The sequence below is a fragment of the Mesorhizobium subarcticum genome, assembly GCF_055456085.1.
The window spans coordinates 51393-74100 of sequence record NZ_CM144237.1 but is presented as its reverse complement, the minus strand read 5'-3'; the positions used below and the strand labels follow the sequence as shown (position 1 = coordinate 74100).

Below are 22708 nucleotides of genomic sequence, written 5' to 3'. Positions count from 1 at the left end.
TTTGACGGTATAGCAGACGGTATGGGGGAACTTGTTCGAATGGGGATTTCGCTATACCGTCAAGGCTAAGAGAGCTGCTGACGGTATCGTTTTTGGCGGTAACTGGCTGAATAAAAAAGGGAACTTTGCTTCCAGCGCCCCCCGTTTTGGCCTGACGGTATAATCGGTGCCTCTCTGCTGGTTTTAGGACGGTTTTGGAGGCCTGCATGCTTACGGACACTGCGATTAAGGCGCTGAGATCACAGAAGAAACTGTACAAGGTGAGCGATCGTGACGGTATGTACGTCGTGGTGCAGCCGTCGGGGGCCGTCGTGTTCCGGTACGACTACCGCCTCAACGGACGTCGGGAGACTCTGACGCTCGGCCGATACGGCCCAGATGGTCTCTCGCTTGCCAGGGCTCGCGAGAAGCTGATCGATGCAAAGCGGGCCATTTCAGAGGGACGGTCGCCTGCTCAAGAGAAGCAGCACGACAAGCGACGATTGAAGGAGGCGAAGAGGTTCGGCGAGTTCGGCGAGAAGTGGTTCCAGGAGTCGCGCATGGCCGACAGCACGCGCGCCATGCGGCGCTCGATCTACGAGCGCGACATCCTGCCAACGTTTCGAAATAGGCTTCTGACGGAGATCACGCCTGACGATCTCCGCATAATGTGCGGGAAGGTAAAGGATCGCGGCGCTCCAGCGACGGCCGTGCATGTACGGGATATCGTGAAGCTGATCTTTGCGTTCGCGATCTTGCACGGCGAGAAGGTCGCCAACCCAGCGGATGAAGTTGGGCCCGCGTCTATCGCGACCTTCGTCCCGAAGGATCGTTCGCTGTCACCTGCTGAGATCCGCGTTATGCTCGGTCAGCTCGAGCATGTACCGACCCTGCCGACTATACGGCTGGGAATGAAGCTCTTCCTCCTAACGATGGTCAGGAAAAGCGAGCTGCAGGACGCGACGTGGGATGAAGTCGATTTCGAGAACGCCGTCTGGTCGATACCCAAGGAGCGAATGAAGCGGTCGAAGGCCCACAACGTCTATCTGTCACAGCAGGCCGTCGACATCTTCATCGCGCTGAAAACCTGCGCAGGCAATTCGCGCTATGTCCTTCCGTCGCGATACGACGCTGACGCGCCGATGTCGCGGGCGACGTTCAACCGGATTACGACTGCAGTCGTTGTCAGAGCGAAAAAGGAGGGGTTACCACTCGAACCCTTCACTGTTCACGATCTTCGACGGACAGGCTCGACCCTGTTGAATGAGCTCGGCTTCAACAGTGACTGGATCGAGAAGTGCTTGGCGCACGAGGATGGAAGGTCCTCGCGGGGTGTCTATAACAAGGCGGAGTATGAGCATCAACGCCGCCATATGATGCAGGAGTGGTCCAATATGTTGGATTCCTGGGTATTGGGTCAGAAGTATCGTCCGACGCTGCTCCCGGCCACGATGGAGTTGCTTGAGTTGGAGCCTAGTGTTTGACGGGCCGCGAACGGCGCAGCCTCACGTCAGGGCTTGGAGCACGTTTGATTGCATTTGAGCGAGAGGCATGGCGCCGAGCATCGAGCCAGGCTTCCACCTCTGCCAAGTCCCAGACGACGCAGCGCGAAGTGAGATAGAAGCGCTGCGGGAATTCTCCCCGCTGCTCCATGTCGTAGATCGTGCTGTCGGCAAGCGGTACGATCTCTCGTAACTGCTGCCGGCGAATTGTTCTTCGGGCGACATGTGGGGCAGCGCTCATACCGTATCTCCACTTCTTTGCTCTTGTAGAGATAGAAGGCGATAGATCCTCCACTTTGAAGCCCGCGCGTGAACGTGTGCGGTAATATCGGGCTATAGCGTGTAAATCGGACGGGTGGTCTCCACGGGCAAGTGTCGTCTGGGAGCGTCGGCCGACCCTTCGGCTCTTGTTCGAACCGGCGCTAACTCCGGAATTACGATCCGGTGGAACCTGCGATTCACTTCAAAATCCAGTTCCGAGAGAAGTGCCGGTTCGACCCCGGCCACCCGCACCACCTTCTTGAAATGCCTACTTCGGGCAGAGCGTTCGAGCCCAGTCTGGCGCGGCACTGCGGTTGGTGGACTTGCTCTGCTGTGGCTTCGCGATGCCGGTCGCCTGAATCGCGTCGCGGTGATGATCATGCGGCGGAACGCCAGCGCGGTTCAGAACGTGATGCGATCCGCGGTGACGGCCTTGCCGAAGCCGAGCCCCGCCGCCAGCATCATCGAAATAGATGATCATCGAAGAACACAGCCGCGCGCGCAATGGTGGTCCTCGACTCCGGAGCGTCCGGCACGATGCTCTGGAAGACGTGGGGCATGCCTTCGTAGAGGTCGAGGACAGCCTCATGGCCGCCGGCGCGGATCGCCTGATAGTGTCGCACGAAGTTGCTGAGGAAGATCTCGCGCGTCCCGCCCTGGATCAGGGTCGGCGGGAAGGTCTTGCCGTAATCACCATAGACCGGGCTGACATAGGGATGCCTGTGGTAGGCGGGATCGGCGTAGGCTTGCGCGCCCCACGCCAGCGAGTCCGGGGCCAGGGTTGGATCGGCGAGCTTCAACGTCTCGTAGGTGTCGCCGGCGCCGCTGATGTCCGTCCAGGGCGAGACCAGCCACAGCGCCCCCGGAAGGGCCAATTGCCGGTCTCGCATCTTCAGCACGCTGCCTGCGGCCAGTCCGCCACCGGCCGAATCGCCCAGTAGTCCGAGCGCGGCCGGGTCGGACCCGCCCGTCAGCAGCGCTTCCCAGACCGCCAGGACCTGATCGGTCACCGCCTCCCAACGCGCCCGGGGCGCCAGCGTATAATCGATCGAAATCACCTCGGCGCCGGTCGCCGTGGCGACCAGCGCGGGCAAGCCGACCAGCGTTCCGGCCGAAAAATAGACATAGGCGCCCCCATGGACATAAATGAGCGCGCGCCGACCTGGCCTGTAGTCGCGCGGCGTGATCCGGACCACCGGCACGCCAGCGAGGGTCTCGCGCCGGATCGTTGTGGAGAAAAAAACTGTGATCGAATTCATCATATCTATCAGATGCTTGTATGCCCATGCTGAAGAGGTGGGGCCGCTAACTGGGGCGTGTATCAAGTGACCACTGCTGATCTTCCACGCTTGGGCATGATCGCATTCGCTCAGTACTCTGACATCCCGATCAAACACGGAATCCGAACGCCCATCTTGCTCGCCAGCGCCCTTCGGAACAGCTGAAAGCTCCTCTGCTTTCTCGGCGCTGACGCGCCGTGCAGCGGCACTGCGCGTGTGGACTTGCAGACAATGACAATCAATCACTTCCAGTGATCTAATTTCGCTGCTCAGGTATTAGGATCGCTTTACCGATTCTGCATGGAGCCGAGCCCGACTGCGCCTCCCGACCTGTTCGTGGCTGAGCGAACAAGCCGCTTGAAAGCTTGAATCTCTGTTCGCGCATGAGCGGACTAGAGGTCTCCACCAAGAGCCCTCGGCCCGCCGCAGAAGGCTCCCAAGGAATATTGAAGTGCGGCAGTTCCAGCGGCTACGGGAGTCCTCCAATTCGCGTCAGAGAGCTTGGAACGTCGGTACTCGAGTCGAATTGACTTCAAAACTCGCTTCTGTATTTCCCGGTTTCGCGCAATACTCGTCGCAAGCCACCTTCTCTATGATCTGCTTTCGATTGTCTGGAAAAGGAATTGTCGACGATGTTCAAGCCGCTTGAGATATTTAACGACATCGTAAACAGTCTCATTCTGGGCGTTTACGACATTGTGGTTATGATACTCGGCCCACTAATCATTCCCCTAATAACACGAAGAAGGTCGGCATGGCGATTTGTTTTGAGAGTGGACGCTCGCCTAAATTCCCTTACATTGATGTTCATCTGTTTTGCTGCGGCCGTTACAGTGCACACACCTGGGCTTTTATATGAAGCCTTTAAGCGAACTGCAGGTATAACTGATGGCGAAAATTCCTTCACGTTCGTATTCGTACTCACAACTATACTGACGATAATTTTCGATGTTATTTTTCGATTTCTGGTATATCTAAGGACGCTGTCGCTTAAAGTCAAATTTTCTGCCGTTCGTCTCTCTATTCTGCGCCTTTGTTTCTGTGTTGGCTTAATTGGTGTTGTAATGGCAAAATTTTATTTGCTATGGGCGACACCTGAAAGCACGCCCCGTCAGCAAGCGGAAGAGTACACTTCCTTCCACGCTCCGTTACTGTTTGTTTGCCTCCTCATTATACCTTTTTCGATTTCTCTCATACATTTGGCCAGACGTTGGCCGTGGTACACAAAATTGCCTATAGCTGGAGTTTTTTTATTCATTCGTAAATATTGCTTTATGTTCCGGGTGGTTTATTGCATTTATAACAGCGATATTCGTTGAATTTGGTATTAACCAAGAACACACACGATTGTTCTCTTTCAATACTATGTGTACCGTTTTGAGCGATGGGAGAAGTTTCTCGGTAGATTTGGATCTATTGCTAAGATCTGAGCAATATGACGTCGTCTCTATCAAAGATGGTGGAATTTACGCAGACATTGATAATTTCGAGTACCCATTGAATAATGTGGAGGGCGGTGAGAATATCTTGGTGAAGGATCACGTCGTCCACGCCAAGTTGATTGGTGTCCTACAACCCGACCGCTACAAAACCCCGTCTCATGCTAATCAGCCGGCCACGCATTGTGATGCCACCCTTTCCTCCCCGATATTCTTTGACGTACCCAAGAGGATGGGGACGATGCCAGACTAAGTCAGGCGTCCGGGGAGGCAGAGATCAAAGGAGGCAGAGATCAAATTGGTTTCTGTTCGACACTACGGCAAACCTCGGCTCTCTGAACGCTTGTAGCCTTTTGGTATCTGCGTTATGCATTGAATTTCGCCATCTGGGTCGAGAAAGCCGAAATGTACTGCGAGTATTGACTCCAATATGCGCAATCTTTCCAGCGGCATTCGTAAATCAATTTTTGCAACTCACCTAGATGCAGCGTAAGCTCTGCACGTTCCCCACTGTTGCGTAGAGCGTACGCCTTGGGCTCTTCGACAGCTCTTATGCCACTTGAAATGCCATTCGCAATTCCCTGCGACGCCAACGCATCACGTGCAATCGCCGCATCGCCTATCCGATGGATAGGGCTGTCGCCGCAGGCCCACTGGATAGATGCGGCGCCACCTCTTGATCTTTCAGCAGCCCAGGATCGTGGTAGGCCGGCCAAGAGCCAATCTGCGTTGAAATGGGTCAATTCGTTGATGAGAGAGCGGGTCGAAGCGATCCACTGTGATCGACCCTGAACCAAAGCAATCATGATCATTCTATGATTGCCCATCCTGTATGCATAGCCCGTAGGCAGAGAAGCCATCCGAAACGACTGTTGGGCTATAGAAAATTCGCCACGTAAGATGAATGCCCGGCATAGGGCTGGATTGGAGGGAACAAATCGCTGTTTTGCACTGACTGCACGTCTGCCAGTCGCATCCAATACATTGGATGCTGGTGGCAGATGGGCAATGTCCAAACCTGATACGAAGCGAATGCTCCTGTGACGATGTGCAAGAGCTAAAAGTGACATCTCAAGCGATGGCCGCTCGATATGGATGGTGGCCGCTCCACGAACGATCGTCGGATCAGCACTCCCCCATGCAACGAGACGGTTATCATAAACGGATTCAACGGCTATTTCTGCCGGATGAACGCCGATTTCGAGTAGCAGTGCAAGAAGCGAGACAGGTACGGAATCAATGCGGGAAGGCCCCGCAGTCGCGGTACTACGTGGCAGAACTACCAACACCGGACCGTGCCGGGCAGCAAAAAGTGCCGTAACGAGCCCGACCGGACCAGCTCCCAATATCACGGTTTCCGGGGAGCGTTGCGCCATCGCAGCACTATCCAGTCATGGATTGGGGCGAGTTATTGATGCGAAACGGGGGTCTGCAATAGGGTCAAACACTGCAAGGAAACCTTTCGCAGCTACAAAATCCAGTGCGCCCTCTATCCCGCCGGACCCTAGCATCGCATTGCGCGCAGCATTGACGGACACCGCGCCTCTCGGCATGCCCGCCTTATATCCATCGTAAAGACCCTCCAGGAGCTTGCGATAGCGACGTTGCAATGTTTTGTGCGCACCATTGGTGGCCGGAGGGGCGGCCAGATCTGTGCCGGAGAGAAACACTGAATCCGGAACGTGGCGGCCAAGCCATTCCTTTATGAACAAGAATGTCTGGTGATGGTCCTCACCCTCGGACATGACGGTTCGTATCGACTGCACTTGCTCTTCAGTGCCGATCCCCTCAGCCAACGTTCTGTAAATGGGGGCATACAATCCATCTACGGATTCAGACGGTGCCTCAATCCGGATAAAGTCCTCGATTGTTTCGATGGTAGCGCACCTGAACGCAAGTGGCCGATATTTACCCCCGTCCGGAATCTCGGCGGCAACCGCAAGTGCCGGCTCGAACGCCCCTGCTGGCATCAGGTGCGCCAGCACATCATTGACCGCCCGGATATGCCTCATTTCGCCAATCGCGATTCGCCGAATTTCCGCAAAGGCGGCCCTTAAGTCATTTTGCAGAGGCTGAGGGAGGCCGTCCGGCTTTCTTAAAGACCAAGCAGCCGAGAGATATTCCAACATAACCGCGATTTCGACGCCCGCGGCAAAGCGTAAATGCTTGATCAGCGTAGGGAGATCGGGCAGTGGTCCGGCCTGCGACGGGTTCTTGTTAGAGGGCGTGTACGGGGTGACCTGCTCTCGCCGCTCAAGGACAAAATTCAGCAATTGCCAGTCGCGGTTGATCTGGTGATGGACCATTTCCGGGACAACCCGAGAGTTGCTCGGCGGATTCTGGTCGCTGCCCAAAGCGTTGGCAATCGGCGGCGACTGCATCGATCGATCCAAGCGTTCCCAAGCAGTGTCGACATTCCATTGGGGGGCGTCACCTGGCGGCGCGGGGACGGGAAGCGGAGGTAGTGCGATATCTGGATGGTTCGACGCCCAGTAGAAACAGGCGCAGTCACGAAAATCGTGTGTCCAAGGGCTGCACAGGGACTGGGTAAGCTCACCGGGTTCAAACATGCGGGCCAAAGCGCCATTGGCGTCGAGATATCGAGATCTCAGGCCCGAGAGCGTTATCTCGCCCGGCCCGGAGACGCGAGTCAGCGTCAGCGTGACCAAGCTGTTCTCTCTTAACATACGAATAGCCACCCAAGCGTCTGCGGGTCGACGGTCATCACCGAAACTCACGCCCGTCAGATCGGCAATCGTCACCGTTTGAGGACCGAGAGGACCAAAATCCCCTGTCATTGTACGAACTGTCCATCGTCCGCCGCGCCGTATGTCGTCTTCGAGTGTGCGATAGCTCTGAATGTCCGTTGCAGAGATGCCGGCTGAATCCGCGGCGGCTGCCGCATCGACGGAAATCACAATAATCTGCCCGAAGTCAGTATCGACTTCGACGAAAGGAAAGAACCTTCGCTCCAGATTTCGCAAGTCGCATTCTAAGCCGGGAAAGAAATTGCCGATCCCCAACTCGAGGCGTGTGGACACTGAATTCCCAACGATCGTTCGCGCTGCCGATGCTGGATCCTGCCCTTGCCGTAACGCGGCGATGTTCCGTGGAAGGAGCTTTGGTGTCGGGCGCGCAGTCATGGTGCCACCTGTTCAAAAAGGCGATGAGATACGATACCGGCTACCGGCAGAGCACTACCAAGTTCGCAATAGGTTTCGAGGCAGAAGGACAGCCAGCCGCGAATGAAGTCGCAGGACGCGGTTGTCCGTGCACTGGCTTCCTGATGACAGCCGCCAGAGCAAAGATAGCGAGCCCAGCATGAACCGCAGTCAGTCTGCGAATGAACATGCCGTTTTTCAAGGAATTCTCGGCGACGGACGCTGTCGAGTCCTTCGTTCGATCCCAAGTCAAAATCTGCGTTGCCGATTGCCCGGTGGCATGCATACCAACGCCCATTTGCGGATACCGAGAAGTAGCCGCCTCCCGCACCGCAAGGGTAGGGCGAGGACGCGCCACGATGCAGTTGTTTCAGGGCAACCGCGAGATTCGTGAGCCGGATTGGAATTCCGCGCCGAAGTCGATCGATTTCGTCCTCAGATGCGGCAACAAGAGCCGCCAGATAGAGTGGCCAATCAGCGTCAGTAAGTGGTCCCGAGGCTTCGGGTCCGACACGAAGTGGCGCAAAGCCAACCTCGGGGAAGCCGATTGCGGTCAATGCAGTGAGATGGCCTGCGATATCAAGATTGTGCCGGGTGACGGTTGCCCGAGCTGCGATCTTCGCATGTCCAGGACGTTCAAGCAGGGGCGTGATCCGGTCTACGACAGTTTGCCAACTTCCGGACCCGTCGCGATGGAGGCGCCTCTGGCGATCCTGGACGTCCGCAGCGCCGTCGAGACTAACTGTCACGGCAAACAGGTTCCGGCGCATCATTTCGAGGTCGTTTGCCTCAAGCAGTGTACCGTTTGTGGTGACAGAGAAACGGACATCGAGTTTCAACCTCTGCCCTTGCTCTATCGCGTAATCCACTGCCCTATGGATTAATTTGCGGTTGACGAACGGCTCACCGCCAAGGAACCCGATTGTGATAGGGCTCTCCGAATCAGCGCCGCTGAGCAGGCGGTCAATAGCCGCGCGTGCCGTAGGCCATTCCATTAGAGTCGCCTGGACTCCCCCAAAGCCGCCTCTTGCCGCATAGCAATAGCCACAAGTCAGATTGCAGCTGGAACTCACGTTTAGGGAAATGCTCTGCGGCTGAGGTTCTGAAATGTGGTCGAGCCCGACTTCGCCCATGCTTGGTACCGACAACGTCGCAGCATCGCAGTCAGCGTCGCTTGATGGGGCCGCCCCGGTCGCAATATCGTAAATGCGGCTGAACGGAATCACTAGGAGGTGGTCTCCAACACCAGAAGTGAACCGGTGGACCAGTGGAGCAGCGGGATCGGCGGGAATTGTCGATTCAGGCATCGCGGTTTCCTTCAGCTTAGACGAGCAAGCACTTCGGCCCGACGGGTCGCTGCAGCTTCGGACAGGCTGACTGCTGCTGGCGCGAGTGCCGCCACTAACGCATCGCCGACAGGCGGGGGCGGCAGGGGTGCCGTCAATTCGCCCGCCCACCGCATCAGAAGATTGTATTGCCAAGCCGCCAAGGTGAGAGGGCTGGCGTTGGAAGCTCGCATGAATGGCGGCATACGCATCGTCGTGGCATTGCCGCCTTCGCCAGCCTCCACCTCGAATGGGCCGCGAATGAGCGTCTTCAGCCTCGTCGGGTCAGACACAACAAAATCTACAAGGCGTTGTAGATCAGAAAGCGAGCGGTGGCGCTCTCGAGCGTGCTGGCTCAGAGGCAACGGTACATCCACGGTGATGCCGGGGACACTGAGATTGGGGTTGCGCAAAGCGTCCCGGCTGCCAAGCGCCTGGTCGACCGGGACGACGCCGTCGCCAACGATCGCAGTCGTTGCCAGACGAGCGCCATCAAGGCCGCGCAAGCCGCGACGCCGGCGCCAATAATCAACGTTGAGCAGGGAAGCAGTCTCGTAAATGCGCTCGAACAGATCCTGGACCCAGATGGCTCTTTCTTCCGCGCTCATACTCGAGCTTCGGGCCTCGGCGGTGGCACTTCGATCATTGAGCTCGTCGGCGATGCTCAGGAATGGCCGGCGATCAGGCGCAAAGTCAGGCGGCCCCACGAAAATGTTGGTGTGGGCGGCCAAAGGTCCAACTCCTGACTGGGCCAGCCTTAGCGTAACGTCAATTCTCACTTCGCAGGTATCGTCGACAACACCAAGGGAAAACTGAGTCCCGCCGACTTCAAAAAAATCGAAGGTGTCGCCCGGGATAACGAATCCACCTCCAGCAGCCCTCGAATTGAACCAGCCGGCATCCGGATCCAGGAACGCGTTCGCTGCTTGCACGGCAGGTACCGAACTCTCCGGGGTCGGAATCGATGCCTGCGGTGGCCCATAGAACGTTCCCGTCGCCGGCGTGAACCGCACTCTCAAAACTTCTAGATCAATTGTGGCCGGCCACGGCGCAGATCCCGCTGTCGGATTGGAGTGAGGCCGGATAACTTGGATCGATCCGAACGGGATGGAACGCTCGCGAGGAATCATTGGTTTCGCGACCCCAGGTGGGCTGGATGCCGGAAGGCTTACAGGCTCATGCTGGTCCCCTCGGAGCCTCAACGACGGAAACAGGCCATAGATGAGATCCTGATTCAGGGTCCTTCGGGCGGCCTTTGCATTGCGGGCATCAATCGTGAATGCCACGGCAGATAAATCCACTCCAAACTTGGCCAGAAGGGCTTCTGTAACTGGCGCGTCTCGCCAACTCGTGGGCTCGCTGTCAGGCTCGCCAAGCTGTGCCCAGACTTCGATGAACGGACAGACCGGGCGAACCAAATTGCCGTCGCGGAAGCGAATGCTCTCAGGTCTAAAGGGTTCGATGGAACCATCCGGAAGTACATTCAACGACCAATCGGGTAAGATCGCAGTGTCCTCGTCATTGCGCGGATTGGGTGCGGTGCCCCAGGAATAAGCTGCCAGAGGCGTCGTGCTTCCTCCGAGACGGGCGACGACGATCGGAGGATCGAGAAAAATATTCTGAATGATTTCTGTCACAAGATCCTCCGATGCGTTGGAACGAGCCCTAATCTCATGTGGTAAGCTCGGACAAAGCCTTGATCGAGGGCGTGAAAAAGTAGCCGCCGCCCTTGGGGGTGATGAAATCAGTCACCTGCGGGAGGATATGGATTTCTCCCTCCTGATCTTGAATCCTCATTGTCGTCGCTGGCGCTCCTGGTTGGACAGCATGACGGCCGAGTACAGCATCACGCCCCGATGCTGCCCTGGGCGCCTCGTTGCTGTTGACCCATTTCTGCATGACGAACTCGAACTGCCGCTCGATGGAGGCCTGATATGATACGAATATGAGACCTCGCGGGATACCATCTGGAACGGCCTTTCGGGGGTCTGAAAACCGAGGGCCGAAAGGAATGCCTCGCCTGACGAACAGCCGAAGCAGCGTGTCGTTGGGCCCACCTTGCTCCACAGCGTCGTCTCTCGGGTTTACCTTTCGAATATGGGCAGCGAATGGGCAGATGGCGCCCTCTGGGTCACCCTTGGCCAAGGGGAGAGCTGGGAGCGGCGGCTGGCCGGCGGCCATGATCGGGCGTGTGCCATCCTGACGAAAACCGAAATCATTCGAGACGCGATTGTCTCCAACAAGCCGCGGGTCATCCCCGTCGGGGGTTCTCAGCAGAGGTGCTCCTGAACGCCAACGACCGACGACCCGCGCAGCGACCCAGTCTGTCGCCGTGTCGTCATCGCGACCCTCGACTGTTCTTGCGTAACCGCGCATCGTTTCCCAGAACGCTGGGACGTCCTGCTCGAGAATTCGAAGGACCATAAATGAGCTATTTGCCACCCAGTCTGGACCGACTTCGATCGCCGGCGACGACTTCGTTGGGTTGAGAGGACTCTGCCTTAGTTGTCGAAGCAGTAGCTGGCCTGGCCACAGCAATACCTGGCCTGGGCGGCCGAAGCGCGCAGCCTGCGGCGACGCCGGGTCAAGTGTGCGTTCCGTTACAAAAGTTTCCGGCGACGACTTGCTGCGTCCGCGAAGGGCCGGCTGCGATACGCCATCCTTAAACCCGAAATGCTCATGGCCGTTCAGATCATCGCCCAGTGTATCACCCACGAGATCCTCGGTTGATCGTCGGAGTCCTGGCGTTCCGTCCGCGGCTGTATGTTGAGCCAGACGCGCCTCAATGGCAGCTCGAAAGACATCGACATCCTCTCGGCGGTCACCGGCGATGGTCAGAACGACATCTATGGAAGCGCTGTCCGGCCGACCGATCTTCCAGTGTGATGGGTGGCCGGGAGCGGTTGGATCAACTGGATCACCTAAGAGGGGGGACCTCGCGACGAGGCCCGCGGCCAACGCACCCTCACCGAGTGCCTTGGCGACATTGGCTGGAGCAAGTTTTGATAAGCCGTTGTAACCAAGCGCGATATTCATCCACGTCGCGGTCAGGCCTGAGGGACCGCCACCTCTTTGTTTCTTTATGACAGCGCGCAAACGCGCGTAGTCTTGAACAACCTGGCTTGAAGCGACATCGGCAGTTAGATCGCGCAGTGCGGACTTTGCTGCACCGACATCGACGATTTCGAGGAATATGAATGTTTGATGATCTTTGTTGAATCCAGGATAAATGTTACCTTGAATGTCCTCTAAGTCGAGCAGGGGTTCAAGTTCTGACACGGATGCGTCCTCTCACCTCTCACGCCATGCGGCGGTGAACAAGGGCCGCAACCTGTTGGTTGCCAGAATCCTCAGGGCCTCCGCAGGGAAATGCCAAGCTCTTGATTGTTCCCTTGCCATAGGCGACGCCGGTCAGGCCCATGTCGATCACCTTTGCGACTTGGCCACCAAAGTCCAACGGCACTCCTGCGACGCTGATGTCACCGACCACAAAATGTGAAGCGGCCGGGGCTGTGAAAATACCTCGTACTGGAAATTGCTCGGATCCGCGCGTGATGGCGAACCAGTCTTGACCCACCGCCTTGCCATCAGGAGTCGTAAAGCCAAGTAGATTGGGACGGCTCATATAGAGGCCCACCGGATCCTTCAGCGAGATCACGTAGCCGTCACGAGCGAGGCCATTGACGAGATCACCGATATGAGGATCACTCGCACGGCCACCATCTCCGTATTGCGCACAATCGATCAAGTCTTGCGCGTCCGTCTTCAGACTGCCATCTGGATTTTTCCTCAAGATTGTCGCAAGAGCCGCGATAGCTATCTCCGCAAAGAGGTTGTTGGCGGGTTGGATAAGGTGCATAGCACCGCGGATTGTGTTCCATGGGTTGAGGCGGTGGTACGTAGACCCGGTGAATAAATCGGACTTCTTAACGCTCGGGCTGACATGAGACCGATAGAGAGAGAGAAGAGTTTCAGGCTCTGTGTCTCCAAGGAAATCCCAATACTCAGGCCCCTCACAAGTGAATGATATTTTAGTTATCTTTCGTGTCTTCGGATCGCGTTCAACGAACCACTCAAGATATTCGTCCTGATGAATTTGTCGACCAATGAAAGTGCCGCTGATCCGCTCAGCAATTTCGAAGGCTTGCACCAGGGTTAGCGCGCTGTTTTCAAGCTTGCGAGGAAACCCCGGCCATTTGATAGGCAGATCGGCAGGTTTTCCAAGAGTTGGAAGGCCCCTTGCTGGGTTGAAAAATTGGCTGGGCTGCCCCTTCAGATACTTCTGTGTCTCTAAGACGGCGTCATCAAAAAGCTTCGAGAGGGTGGAATTCCACGCTCCGGCCGATGTTGGGTTCTTGAAATCGGCCAGTTTGCCCGGCGCCGAGAGAACAATACCACCACCTACCGCAAACTCAGCGTTTTGCGCCCCTCCGTCAATCTTGATGAGGGGCACAGGAGTTGTTGCCGCCGCGACTGGTAGGCCGACTGGAGGCACCTCTGGCCCGTGCACACGGTTGGACCACATCAACTGAATTGGTACCGTGCCTGGCCCGGCTGCGACAGCGACTCTTCGGAATACCAATGTAAGATCGGCGTCGGCTTCGACGATGGGGAAATCACCGATTTCTTGACCGGTCGCGGAATTCCAGCCGATCCAGCGAACATCCCCGGTTCGGATGGCGTCTTCGACGTCTGGATCGGTCCGAGCCTCGACCAGTTCGTGATACAATGTCGCGGTCGCGTTTTCCCAAGGCTGCCATCCGGGAATGGGAATCCCATTATCGCCTTCGGACCAGACGGAAACGGCATAGTAGATTGTAACTGGCGAACCCGGCCGCGCTATATGAATAGAGCCGTGATAGCCTCCGAGGCCGTGCTTTGAGTCTGCCTCTTCCATTGGAGGGGTCCCGCGCCGTGGCTTGCGGCGATTAGTTGCCGTCGCCGAACCGCCTCCGTCACTAGACAAAACTGCACCCGGGGGAAGAATGAAGCCTACGACGCTGTTTTTGAGATCAACTGCGGACAGAGCTCCCGACATGAAGACCTTCGTCGCCAAGCTGTGGATATCATTTTTGTCGTAGATCTTCTGCAGCGGTGCATCGAGAATGCCTGACGACAGAGGATTTGTCGTTACATTAGCGCCGCCAAAATATTGATTGAGAATGGAGTTGAGGCCGGGGTCAGTCATGGCTGCAGCAAGCGCGTTATCCAGATCGACCCGTTGCGCAGCGAAAGGTGCGTTGGCCCACTGTGCTCCAACGTAAAAAATTCGATAACTCAGGTTTGCTATGGTTCTCCCGCCGCGATAAACCAAATCCTCACTCGGGTTGGGCGGGAATGTTCGGATCGCCCGGACGGCAGATGGCATCCGGCTCGCAAATACGACTCCCCGGGCGCGATAGGGCTCTCTTACGCTGTCCGCCATTGCATCCTCCAAAAGGTGGTCTGTACTAGAGTCCGGTACCCGTAGCGAATTGGCTCGATGTCAGCCTCTTGCAACGAAATTGAATCCAGAGAGACGAAGCAATTTCAGCCTTCTTTGCCTCTGATGAAAGAAGTAATTGTCTCGGATTCTCGGTCATCACCATAATGTATTTATGGTGATGGCTATTTATCTGACGACGCGCGTCTTTAGTGGTCGAATTCATTGACCATGGCTAGTGCCCAGTCCAGAAACCTGAATAAGGTTAGGCATGTTGAACTCACCGTCCTTGCCAAGAATCGGCTTCCAGTTCGGCGCTTGCCAGAGTACGGAACGCTTGTCACCTACTATCAAGCCAACCAACACCTCAGCCACGATCCTGGCTCCGACAGGCCCAAGTCGAACTGGTATCGCATTTCGAGTTACATCGTCCAAATTGGAGGCGGACTTTGCGGCCTTTGTCCATGCCCATTGGGCTTCCGCCAGAACATAGTACCAAAGCGGAGCATTGCCGGCGAACCGCTTGCTAACGTCAAGAATGGAATTGCCGGCCCTGCCTAAGTCGTCCACTATAGCCTTACCAACGCGCAGTTCGTCATCTTCTATCGGCTCTATATCCATGTAACGAGCTACGTCTTGACCCGAAGGCAATCCAAGCGTCATTCCTCGAAGCAAATTTCGGGACGCGAGGTTGGAGACGTCACCTTTCTTCGGCGCGGGATTGCCGCCTTCTTGTTCGAGATCGCCTGGGTGACCCGGACGAGGTCTCGAGAACTCTGGCAAAAACTTGAGGGGGTTTACCAGCGAGGTGTCGAGTTTGTAGGATGGCTGTACTCGCGACGGTCCCAAATCCTTCGGATCGAGTTTTTTGCCTCCCAGCTCAAAATATAGGCTCCAATCGATCGCCCAATTCTCAGGGAATGGTCCAAATCCGTTAAGTCCCTTCAACCGTTCGGCGGCGAAGATGAATTTTCGGCCATTTATCGAAGGATCTTCGTCACCCACAGGGTTGGTCAGTTCGGTGCTCAGTCGGTAAATGGGGCGAACCATCGAGTGCCCAAACCGGTAGGCGGCAGCTGAAAACTCAACTGGCATAAATGGATCGTTTCGCCACTTGAAAAACCGCAAGTTTGGAGCGTGCGTATGAATGTTGATCTTTCTGTCTATAAATCCAGGCAATATGTCCGCCATGACATTCTCGCCAACGATCTTTGGAAGAAAGTCGGTTAAGACAACCCACTGGTAGTGCCATCGAACTAGTTTTTGAATATCATCGAATTCTACGTGTTTGTATCGATCACATAGAGCGTTGTGAAAATTAAGAAATACGTTTTGCAGCTGGGAGACAATGACGTTTTCGTCATTCCGTTTATCGCCGATGATTGCACGGCCATTTTGAGCACGGGGCAGGTCGGTCGCCTTCGACGCGACGTCTCCTCTGGCGAGTTTCGTGGCGCCGAGGACAAATTTGCGATCTTCGATGTACATGTAGGGCTGATCGGCAGGTCCGCGCCCGTAGATGCAGTCTAGGTCGAGACGAGGCGTTCGGAAATCCACCAAGGCGTCAGGGTCGTTTCGCTGCATCGATAAAGCAGACGGATCGAACGTTATGTCATGGTCGATAAACTGTCCGAGATAAGTATAGCCAGCAGGAATTCCAAAATTTTCTTCGTCATCAGGGGCATTCTCGTCCGGAAATTTTGCCGTCTTTTCCGGATGGACGACGCGCTTGCCATTTTCCTCTTCGGCTTCTGCCTCCATTTTGTCGCCCAAGGCAAGAAGGTCCTCAGCGTGAAAATTGGCAGCGGGCAGCGCCCTAAACATTCGACCAAATCGGCCTTCAAAGGTCGAAGACCTGGTAACATTGTCGCCGCCACGCAATGTTCCGTGAAAACTCGAGCGGCGTCCCCATTGCGAGAGCGGAACGCCAACGTTTTTCATTCTAGCCTCCTGGATATTATTTAGTGTCGGTTCTAATTGTTGCTATGCGGAGGCGTGCCGTAAGTGTTTGTCGCCGTCGATGAATGGCAATTGGATCCCGCGGCGTACGAGCAGCGTGTGACTGATCCCAAGGATCTTGCGAACGCTCGCTAAGGCGGCCTCATTCACGTCGATATAGGCAACGATGTACCATTCGCCGTTTTCTTCCCTTGCCATGCCCATCGGCTTGGCGCGCCATTTGAGCGCGCCATGGTGCGGCATGAAGTACGTCTCCTGGACACCGCCCACGGCAGTCAGGCCTTCATCGAGAGCGTATTCCATCACAGCGCAGCATAGCTGCGTCAGCGTGCCCCTTAGTCCAGCTGAACGCTTGTCAGGGACGACAAACGTCCGCGTCCACTCGGCCCAATCCGAGCGCCTCGGAACACCCGATTTTTCGCACATGTGCGGAAAGACTTCGGAGACCATGTGCGGTTCGCTGGTCGGGATCAGTCGCGCCGACGTCACCACGCGGTCATCTTCGATACCTAGCAGGTATGTCGCCACGTCCGTGTCGAATTGATCCAGTTCCCGACCGTCAGGGCTTGCCGGCCGCCATCGCTTCTGATGCACGAAAAAGTCGTGGCGTCGGCGAAGGAATTCGTCGAATTCGTTTTCATAGAGATGTTTGTTTAGCGCATTGACGACATGGGCAGCTATCATTGCGCGATCCCCCGACGTTCTCGGAGGAATAGTTGCAGTCGCGCTAAAGTACGTCACCTGTCCGATCGGACAGTTGACATACCTAAGGATGAATAAGGCGCCTGCGCACGGCTTCAACGACTGCTTGGGTGGTCGTAGCGACGCCAAAGGCCTCGCGAGCCCGAGTTGAGTGCCATTTGACCGTGCGCTCGGTCAGACCAAGAATCTGCGACGTTTCGGACGAGCTCTTGCCCGCCGCTGCCCATAGGAGCACCTCTTTCTCGCGATCGGTCAGCAGCCCCTGATCACCGCCATCGTCATTTGACAAAGCCTGGATCGACATGCCGGCATAAACAGCCATGGTCACCAGTTGCACCTGCTGTCGCGGCGACAGGATACAGGACTTCGCGGAAGACGCGAAAGACAGCACGGATTGCCAATGGTGGACGCTGAGCATCGGCACCGCAAAACCGCTCCAGATGCCGAACTCCGTCGCTTCGCCCGCAACACGTCGGGAGCCTTTCGTATCTGACCACTTTGCAGGGACATCGGCCCAAAGAAACGGCTTCAGAGTCTTCGCTGAATAGATGCAAACGCCGTCGACGGCAGCATGCTCCGCCTCGACATAGCGTTCGAACCAGCCCGCGGGCCAGCCGTTTAGCTCCACCATCGGCGCCAGCTTCTGTCCACCGAGCGGCACACCGCTCAGGATCAGGTGCTCGAAACCGAGATTTCTCACGGTTTCAAGAAGGTCAGTCAGAAGTGGCCCGGTTGCCGTATGCTGCCTGCAGCGTTCGACAAAGTCGAACACGTCTGAGTCGATCATGCTATTGCCCCCCGCCTCTACGTTGCGAGACAAGAATACCTTATATTTATAATTCACATTTTTGGCTTCGAATATCCCGATAAGTGCGCCTGATGTCGCCAAAGGACGAGGCAATCACTGATGCCTGACTTGCGATCCAAAATGGATTGCGTACGGGGCAGGGGGCGGAAATTGCGTATTTACAGAGTACATCCATACACCATGATCATCCGAAGAAATCTGAGCCCCCACAGCACAGTGAGCATCAAAATGACAAAGAGTGGCGCCGAATATGTTTCGCTGCCGAACTTGGCGTGCACGATGCTTGCTTTGCGGAACTCGCAGTTTCTGCTTTATTCTGCATTTCGGGGCTTTCCGACGTTCCTATTCACGAAGCGCAATTGCTCGCTATGGGACTGAAACGTTCTTGCTCACTGACCTCCACCGTCGTCGCATCTCAGCCAAGCGATATTGAAGAGATCGTGACAATTCACTTTGACTTTGCCGTGTCAGATAATGGGGCCATCGGCGCCGCAGCCGTAGGGTTGCCCGTCTGCGCATTCGCGCGAGCATCGGCGATGATCTTAACTACCTCGGTGGGAATTGGCTCCGCATAGGCGAATTTCCCGCGCTCGCCTTCCCATATGCCCGCATAGGATAATCCAATGACCTTGCCGGTCAGAAGGTCCAGCAACGGCCCTCCGCCTGTGCCCGAGCTTGTGCTAATATCGGTCGTAAATTTGGGCGTACGCTTCGACACGTCCCCTTCAGGGCCGGTCCCGTAGGCCAATATCCTCCCCGGCATCGCGCGCTTTTGACCTTCCTTGTCGCCCAACAGGCGGCTTACGAATTCGGGGGGCAGACGCGAGTCCCGAAAGGGGTATCCGATCACATAGGCATAGCGTCCAACAATCGCGTTGGGCTCAATTGGGATATCATTGAGAGCCAATGGCGGAACGACAATCGGATTGTGACCTTTTAGTTGAACCAGGACGATTTTCTGACCCTTCGATGAACCATCGTAGAGCGTTTCGCCGATCTCCAGGGGATTTTGACAATCGGGAGCGCTGCTGCCCAGGCAGAATTTGGGTGGTGCCGTGATTTCTGGCATCTGGGCTACAGCAGAGCTTCGAGCAGCATTGAGCACATAGTCCGCTGTGATCATTAGGTTGTCACCGACAATGAAGCCTACACCCGCCATTTTTTCATCGCTGCTCGATACCCAACCCGTTGCGTCTGCCGCAACTTTGATATCGTCACCGTGTCGCGCAAGCAGGCCGGACCAGTTTATTGGGGCGTCTTTGGGTTTGCCGTCTTCGAGTAAAATGGCCGGCCGTGCCAGCGCGAGCGCCGCCAACCGCTTAGACTCATCGGACAACTTGCTCAGTTCAGGGGCCAACATCGCGTAACGAACACGATCTTCCTGCGCTTCGACAAGCTCATTCATGGACCGGCCTGTTTCAGGCAGAAGATCGAGAAGGTCGGCTCGAAGCCGATAGATATCGGGAAAGATTGCACCGTGATCGTAGTAATTGCGTAGCGCCGCAGCAAGTCTGCGAACCTGATCCGTTTGATTGGGGTCTAGGCCAGCTGCAGTGGAAGCTTTTCCTTCAAGCGCGTAGAGTTGGTCAAGCGCCGCCGCGAAATCGCACATCTGGGCTCGCGAGATTGAAGCGAATTTCGCATTGCCGCTGGCCGCCTGTATCCACGAGATCGAACACGCAATATAGGCCGCAACCTCTTGCTCGCTTGCTTTATTTGGGGTCAAAAACCTGGCTGGCGTGGCGGCGCCATTGGCAAGCTCCGGCGATTTCGGCCAATCAACCGCTGCTATGACCGATCCTTCGCGAGACGTTACCTGTCCGCTGACCTCGTTTGGAGACAGGAAGGCGCGGCGGATAGCCGTGAGGACCTGGCGCAGATTGATCTCCTGCACCGTGATGTCGATGCCTGCCAGCACCTCTGGCGGCAGCGTTACTGGCATCTCGCCGTAGATTGCGTAGGTGGTATCGCTTGGCCCGGAGCCCGATCGGCGGCTCTGGTAGTCGATGAACTGTTGCGAGAGGATCTTTTGAGCTGCAACGATGCGCTTTGGAAAACTGTCGCCTTCCTCGGCGTCTTTCCCCGCATCGGAAACTACATCGAACTTGCCAATATAAACCCGACTGTCGAACCATACGGTCAACAACTCGCGCGCCGCGAGGAGAGCGATGCTGGCGAGTAACATAGTGTAGACCAGTTTCGAAAGCAGCGCCACCATACCTAGAACTTTGCACGCGCTGCCCAACCGGCACAAGCGTTCTAACGACCCAAGCTATAGAAATTTTTGGCGGGGGTGCGCCTCCCTATCGTTCTGCTGGTAACGACTAGTGGTCGCAAAGCGTGACAATCGCAGCGCTTCCCACGAAACGCATGCCGAGCCGAGCCGAGCCTCCAACGGCGCCGGCCACTTCGCGGTCCGCCTCCGCAATAGCCTCTGTCCGCGCCGTGAATATTGCTACGCGTCAGTTCGAATAAAAACGTTCGAAATCGTTTGATCTCGTGAAATTTGTCAGGGAGATATTGATGCTTACATCCAAGGACCTCACATGGTGCCACCATCCGACAGGTATCAGCAACGCATCGCCTGGCTCAAGGTCAACATTGATTACATCAACTTCCGCGAAACGCGGAAAGCGTTCCAGATCTGGTTGCTCGACATCCACGTGACTGAAGAAGCTTTCGAAATTGTAGACCCGGTGTAGGGCTTCACTGGAGATCATTTTCACGCGTTTGCGGCCATACACCTGGGTCATAAAGACGTTCAGGCGATCGCGATGTAGCGGCGACACTGCGCCCTTCGGACCGAACCATAAAAACTGTTTTCCGTCTCGGTCATCCGGACGGAACAAACCGTCGAATGGCCAAAAATCGTCCAGCAGAGAGCGCATCGAAGGATTTTCGAGTAGTCGGTCGTTTGCCGTGAGATAAAATGAGTTGGTTTCCCCACCCTCAACCATCATGTCGGCGAACCGGGCAAGCGTGACCTTCTCGGTGTGACCCTTCAGAAAGACCTCGTACACCGGGTCAGTGCGGCGGTTGGCCTGAACGTCGACTACGACGTCTCCGTATTTTTCCTTGAAATATCCAGGGCTCCAACGACGGAAAGCAGGCCATTGCTGTACGAGATCAGTTATTACGACCGGTCTATTCTGCGAATAGTATTCATTGAAAAAATCATCGTTCGAAAGATTTTTTCTTCTCTCGATCTCCCTGCGCACGGGCGTTTGACGCCGCAGCGAACTGCGAATGTCCATCATCCCTTCAAGGTTGTTGATCCGCCAAGCAAAGGTCTTGGCGATTGAAAAGATGGGATTCGCAAGAATTTCATCAATCCAGGGATCGATTTGGCTTCCATCGAATCCTTTCGATGACATCGTGGATGCCAATTCGGATCGAGAAATTCCGTTCGCCAGATTGCGAGCAAGCCACTCGATCCATTGTCTCTTCTCATCCAGACCAAGATCTCTCATGTAACTCCGAGTGTCGTGTAACTGATCTCCAGGGAAAGCTCGTCAGGATTTGGTGGGCAGTAGCGCGTCCTCAGGGCTTGCGTCTGCCTTTTTTGTCGCTGTCGGCAGCAATGCGTCTTCGGGATTGGCGTCCGCCTTGCCGGTTGCAGTTGGAAGCAGCGCATCCTCAGGGCTTGCGTCCGCCTTCTTTGTCGCTGTCGGTAGCAATGCGTCTTCGGGATTGGCGTCCGCCTTGCCGGTTGCAGTTGGAAGCAGCGCATCCTCAGGGCTTGCGTCTGCCTTCTTTGTCGCTGTCGGTAGCAATGCGTCTTCGGGATTGGCGTCCGCCTTGCCGGTTGCAGTTGGAAGCAGCGCATCCTCAGGGCTTGCGTCCGCCTTCTTTGTTGCGGTCGGCAGCAATGCGTCTTCGGGATTGGCGTCCGCCTTGCCGGTTGCAGTTGGAAGCAGCGCATCCTCAGGTGTTGCGTCTGCCTTCTTTGTCGCGGTCGGTAGCAATGCGTCTTCGGGACTGCTGTCCGCCTTTCTCGTGCTATCAGTTGGACGCGTACCGTCTGGACCTGTATCGGGCTTATGGGGATCGGCCATTAAAATCTCCTAAGACACGATTTACTTTTCTACGAAGGGTTATTTGATGCTAATATACGTCCAAGTCAATTCTAAGATCATTTATGTTTTTTGAAACGCAGACCAAAAAGCCGCGAAGTCTTGGTTGGATGCGCACTTTGCCCCTGCATGAGCAGCCAAGAAGTCGAGTTCGAGCCGGCGTCCAGCCTGCCTCGCCCACATAACGGGTGCGCGGCACAGTTATGGAAGAGCTTGATTTTGGGTGTCTCACCAGGCCGGTTCCGGAAGAGAGCGATGCAGACCTAACCCGAGCGTCGTCGAAGGTGGACCCCGCCGGCGATTGGGCTTCCATTCGACTTAAGGCTCTCATCCAGTGCAACCAAGGCGTCGACCGGGTGGCGGTCGACAAGCGGTAACGCAGTCTTAAAACAGGAACGTGCTGAGAGCTTCGGCCCGTTGGATGGAATCCAGGGCATGCTGCCAGTGCTCTTCGCTTACGCGATGCTTGCTATCTGCCTTCTATGTAGGAAGTTTCGGCACAGGTTGCCATCGCGTACACCATCGTCAGTTTGAAGACGAAAACTTCGCAGTCGGAAAACCCATGCGCGACACGTGAGAATATGAAGGGGTCGTACTGCTTGGTCCACTTGGCCCCGATGACCTCCATCGGGTCCCCAAAGGCAGCCTCTGCCATCGCGATGTACTTTGCGACTAGGTCCTCAGCTGACGAATCAGGTGCGTTGTACGGCATCGCCGCCAAGGGCGGGCGGCGGGACGCTGGGAGGGGAGGGGAGGGAGCAGTCCATCAAAAGTTAGGCATCTGGTCGGAAAGCAAG

At 56.0% G+C, this 22708-nt stretch carries 16 protein-coding genes; 1 reads left to right on the top strand and 15 read right to left on the bottom strand.

The features are described from left to right. The first annotated feature begins 206 nt into the window (after window positions 1–206). Entirely contained in the window at window positions 207–1463 is a 1257-nt protein-coding gene (locus ACZYHG_RS00310) for a tyrosine-type recombinase/integrase (protein WP_464612027.1), read from the top strand. Here ACZYHG_RS00310 and ACZYHG_RS00305 read toward each other — a convergent pair. The 15 genes from ACZYHG_RS00305 to ACZYHG_RS00235 all read right to left on the bottom strand — a co-directional run bounded on the left by ACZYHG_RS00305 (window position 1453) and on the right by ACZYHG_RS00235 (window position 22623). Next, a complete protein-coding gene (locus ACZYHG_RS00305; RefSeq protein ID WP_464612026.1) occupies window positions 1453–1722 on the bottom strand; it encodes a helix-turn-helix transcriptional regulator in 270 nt (89 codons plus the stop codon). The genes ACZYHG_RS00310 and ACZYHG_RS00305 overlap by 11 nt on opposite strands. A 481-nt stretch (window positions 1723–2203) precedes the next feature. Continuing rightward, window positions 2204–3001, bottom strand: a complete 798-nt coding sequence (locus tag ACZYHG_RS00300) for an alpha/beta hydrolase (protein ID WP_464612025.1) — start codon at window positions 2999–3001, stop codon at window positions 2204–2206. A gap of 1825 nt (window positions 3002–4826) precedes the next feature. Beyond that, window positions 4827–5837 carry an NAD(P)/FAD-dependent oxidoreductase gene (locus ACZYHG_RS00295; RefSeq protein ID WP_464612024.1) on the bottom strand — a complete coding sequence of 337 codons (1011 nt, stop codon included), beginning with the start codon at window positions 5835–5837 and terminating at the stop codon, window positions 4827–4829. Between the two features lie 15 nt (window positions 5838–5852). Next, window positions 5853–7604 carry a ferritin-like domain-containing protein gene (locus ACZYHG_RS00290; RefSeq protein ID WP_464612023.1) on the bottom strand — a complete coding sequence of 584 codons (1752 nt, stop codon included), beginning with the start codon at window positions 7602–7604 and terminating at the stop codon, window positions 5853–5855. Then, window positions 7601–8929 carry a radical SAM protein gene (locus tag ACZYHG_RS00285; RefSeq protein ID WP_464612022.1) on the bottom strand — a complete coding sequence of 443 codons (1329 nt, stop codon included), beginning with the start codon at window positions 8927–8929 and terminating at the stop codon, window positions 7601–7603. Before ACZYHG_RS00285 ends, ACZYHG_RS00290 begins: the two co-directional genes overlap by 4 nt. 11 nt (window positions 8930–8940) lie before the next feature. Further along, a complete protein-coding gene (locus ACZYHG_RS00280) occupies window positions 8941–10584 on the bottom strand; it encodes a hypothetical protein (RefSeq protein ID WP_464612021.1) in 1644 nt (547 codons plus the stop codon). 34 nt (window positions 10585–10618) lie between these two features. Next, the gene (locus ACZYHG_RS00275; RefSeq protein WP_464612020.1) at window positions 10619–12226 is read right to left on the bottom strand and encodes a Dyp-type peroxidase; all 1608 of its coding nucleotides are present in this window, start codon (window positions 12224–12226) and stop codon (window positions 10619–10621) included. 19 nt (window positions 12227–12245) lie between these two features. Continuing rightward, window positions 12246–14372 carry a hypothetical protein gene (locus ACZYHG_RS00270; RefSeq protein WP_464612019.1) on the bottom strand — a complete coding sequence of 709 codons (2127 nt, stop codon included), beginning with the start codon at window positions 14370–14372 and terminating at the stop codon, window positions 12246–12248. Between the two features lie 219 nt (window positions 14373–14591). After that, a complete protein-coding gene (locus ACZYHG_RS00265) occupies window positions 14592–16310 on the bottom strand; it encodes a peroxidase family protein (protein WP_464612018.1) in 1719 nt (572 codons plus the stop codon). 42 nt (window positions 16311–16352) lie between these two features. Next, the gene (locus ACZYHG_RS00260; RefSeq protein ID WP_464612017.1) at window positions 16353–17012 is read right to left on the bottom strand and encodes an acyl-homoserine-lactone synthase; all 660 of its coding nucleotides are present in this window, start codon (window positions 17010–17012) and stop codon (window positions 16353–16355) included. Between the two features lie 82 nt (window positions 17013–17094). Further along, the gene (locus ACZYHG_RS00255; RefSeq protein WP_464612016.1) at window positions 17095–17817 is read right to left on the bottom strand and encodes a helix-turn-helix transcriptional regulator; all 723 of its coding nucleotides are present in this window, start codon (window positions 17815–17817) and stop codon (window positions 17095–17097) included. Window positions 17818–18286: 469 nt separating this feature from the next. Next, window positions 18287–20056 (bottom strand): S1 family peptidase, encoded by a 1770-nt coding sequence (locus tag ACZYHG_RS00250; RefSeq protein ID WP_464612015.1) that lies wholly within the window; start codon window positions 20054–20056, stop codon window positions 18287–18289. Between the two features lie 244 nt (window positions 20057–20300). Continuing rightward, window positions 20301–21308, bottom strand: a complete 1008-nt coding sequence (locus ACZYHG_RS00245; protein ID WP_464612014.1) for a cupin-like domain-containing protein — start codon at window positions 21306–21308, stop codon at window positions 20301–20303. A 42-nt stretch (window positions 21309–21350) separates the two neighbouring features. Then, entirely contained in the window at window positions 21351–21893 is a 543-nt protein-coding gene (locus ACZYHG_RS00240) for a hypothetical protein (protein WP_464612013.1), read from the bottom strand. Between the two features lie 487 nt (window positions 21894–22380). Next, a complete protein-coding gene (locus tag ACZYHG_RS00235) occupies window positions 22381–22623 on the bottom strand; it encodes a hypothetical protein (RefSeq protein WP_464612012.1) in 243 nt (80 codons plus the stop codon). Window positions 22624–22708 lie beyond the last annotated feature (85 nt).